We start from the raw sequence: 2,950 nt of genomic DNA, 5'->3' as shown, positions 1-2,950 counted from the left end.
GTTCTTTCATTGAGTCCATCAAAACCCCTTGGGTGTTGTATGGTTAAGCCTCACGGGCAATTAGTACAGGTTAGCTCAACGCCTCACAACGCTTACACACCCTGCCTATCAACGTCGTAGTCTACGACAACCCTTTAGGATACTTAAAGTATCAGGGAGAACTCATCTCAAGGCTCGCTTCCCGCTTAGATGCTTTCAGCGGTTATCGATCCCGAACTTAGCTACCGGGCAATGCGTCTGGCGACACAACCCGAACACCAGAGGTTCGTCCACTCCGGTCCTCTCGTACTAGGAGCAGCCCCTTTCAATTCTCCAACGCCCACGGCAGATAGGGACCGAACTGTCTCACGACGTTCTAAACCCAGCTCGCGTACCACTTTAAATGGCGAACAGCCATACCCTTGGGACCGACTTCAGCCCCAGGATGTGATGAGCCGACATCGAGGTGCCAAACACCGCCGTCGATATGAACTCTTGGGCGGTATCAGCCTGTTATCCCCGGAGTACCTTTTATCCGTTGAGCGATGGCCCTTCCATTCAGAACCACCGGATCACTATGACCTGCTTTCGCACCTGCTCGAATTGTCATTCTCGCAGTCAAGCGGGCTTATGCCATTGCACTAACCTCACGATGTCCAACCGTGATTAGCCCACCTTCGTGCTCCTCCGTTACGCTTTGGGAGGAGACCGCCCCAGTCAAACTACCCACCAGGCACTGTCCGCAACCCCGATAAGGGGTCGACGTTAGAACATCAACACTACAAGGGTGGTATTTCAAGGACGGCTCCACGCAATCTAGCGACTGCGCTTCAAAGCCTCCCACCTATCCTACACATGTAGGGTCAATGTTCAGTGCCAAGCTGTAGTAAAGGTTCACGGGGTCTTTCCGTCTAGCCGCGGGTACACTGCATCTTCACAGCGATTTCAATTTCACTGAGTCTCGGGTGGAGACAGCGTGGCCATCATTACGCCATTCGTGCAGGTCGGAACTTACCCGACAAGGAATTTCGCTACCTTAGGACCGTTATAGTTACGGCCGCCGTTTACCGGGGCTTCGATCAAGAGCTTCGACCGAAGTCTAACCCCATCAATTAACCTTCCGGCACCGGGCAGGCGTCACACCGTATACGTCATCTTGCGATTTTGCACAGTGCTGTGTTTTTAATAAACAGTTGCAGCCACCTGGTATCTGCGACTCTCAATAGCTCCATCCGCGAGGGACTTCACCGTCGAGAGCGTACCTTCTCCCGAAGTTACGGTACCATTTTGCCTAGTTCCTTCACCCGAGTTCTCTCAAGCGCCTTGGTATTCTCTACCCGACCACCTGTGTCGGTTTGGGGTACGATTCCTTACAATCTGAAGCTTAGAGGCTTTTCCTGGAAGCATGGCATCAATGACTTCACTACCGTAGTAGCTCGACGTCGTGTCTCAGCCTTAAAAAGAGCCGGATTTACCTAACTCTTCAGCCTACGCACTTGAACCTGGACAACCGTCGCCAGGCCCACCTAGCCTTCTCCGTCCCCCCATCGCAATTGTAAGAAGTACGGGAATATTAACCCGTTTCCCATCGACTACGCCTTTCGGCCTCGCCTTAGGGGTCGACTTACCCTGCCCCGATTAACGTTGGACAGGAACCCTTGGTCTTCCGGCGAGGAGGTTTTTCACCCCCTTTATCGTTACTCATGTCAGCATTCGCACTTCTGATACGTCCAGCATGCGTTACCACACACCTTCAACCGCTTACAGAACGCTCCCCTACCCAATACTCAAAGAGTATTGCCGCAGCTTCGGTTTACTACTTAGCCCCGTTACATCTTCCGCGCAGGCCGACTCGACCAGTGAGCTATTACGCTTTCTTTAAATGATGGCTGCTTCTAAGCCAACATCCTGGCTGTCTGAGCCTTCCCACATCGTTTCCCACTTAGTAGTAATTTGGGACCTTAGCTGGCGGTCTGGGTTGTTTCCCTCTCCACGACGGACGTTAGCACCCGCCGTGTGTCTCCCGGATAGTACTTACTGGTATTCGGAGTTTGCAAAGGGTTGGTAAGTCGGGATGACCCCCTAGCCTTAACAGTGCTCTACCCCCAGTAGTATTCGTCCGAGGCGCTACCTAAATAGCTTTCGGGGAGAACCAGCTATCTCCAGGTTTGATTGGCCTTTCACCCCTAGCCACAAGTCATCCGCTAATTTTTCAACATTAGTCGGTTCGGTCCTCCAGTTGATGTTACTCAACCTTCAACCTGCCCATGGCTAGATCACCTGGTTTCGGGTCTATATCCAGAGACTGAACGCCCAGTTAAGACTCGGTTTCCCTACGGCTCCCCTAGATGGTTAACCTTGCCACTGAATATAAGTCGCTGACCCATTATACAAAAGGTACGCAGTCACAGGACAAGCCTGCTCCTACTGCTTGTACGTACACGGTTTCAGGTTCTATTTCACTCCCCTCACAGGGGTTCTTTTCGCCTTTCCCTCACGGTACTGGTTCACTATCGGTCAGTCAGTAGTATTTAGCCTTGGAGGATGGTCCCCCCATATTCAGACAGGATATCACGTGTCCCGCCCTACTCGATTTCACTGAATATGCGTCGTCAGTTACGGGGCTATCACCCTGTATCGCCAAGCTTTCCAGCTTGTTCACCTAACGCGTATAAAGCTTAAGGGCTAGTCCAATTTCGCTCGCCGCTACTTTCGGAATCTCGGTTGATTTCTTTTCCTCGGGGTACTTAGATGTTTCAGTTCCCCCGGTTCGCCTCGTTATGCTATGTATTCACATAACGATACTTACTTATGTAAGTGGGTTTCCCCATTCGGAAATCCCAGACTCAAGTGGTTTTTACTACCTAATCTGGGCTTATCGCAAGTTAATACGTCCTTCATCGCCTCTGACTGCCAAGGCATCCACCGTGTACGCTTAGTCACTTAACCATACAACCCGAAGGAGTTTCGA

Annotated in this window: 1 rRNA gene; it reads right to left on the bottom strand. The window is 51.5% G+C overall.

Annotation, left to right across the window (positions count from 1 at the left end):
• Positions 1-39 precede the first annotated feature (39 nt).
• Positions 40-2,928: ribosomal RNA gene (locus F7Y48_RS23455) — 23S ribosomal RNA — on the bottom strand.
• Positions 2,929-2,950: the final 22 nt, after the last annotated feature.

Origin of the sequence: Vibrio sp. 2-1-2a, from assembly GCF_032648565.1 — a bacterium.
GTDB classification, from domain to species: Bacteria; Pseudomonadota; Gammaproteobacteria; order Enterobacterales; family Vibrionaceae; genus Vibrio; species Vibrio diabolicus.
This window is presented reverse-complemented; position numbering and strand designations above follow the sequence as displayed.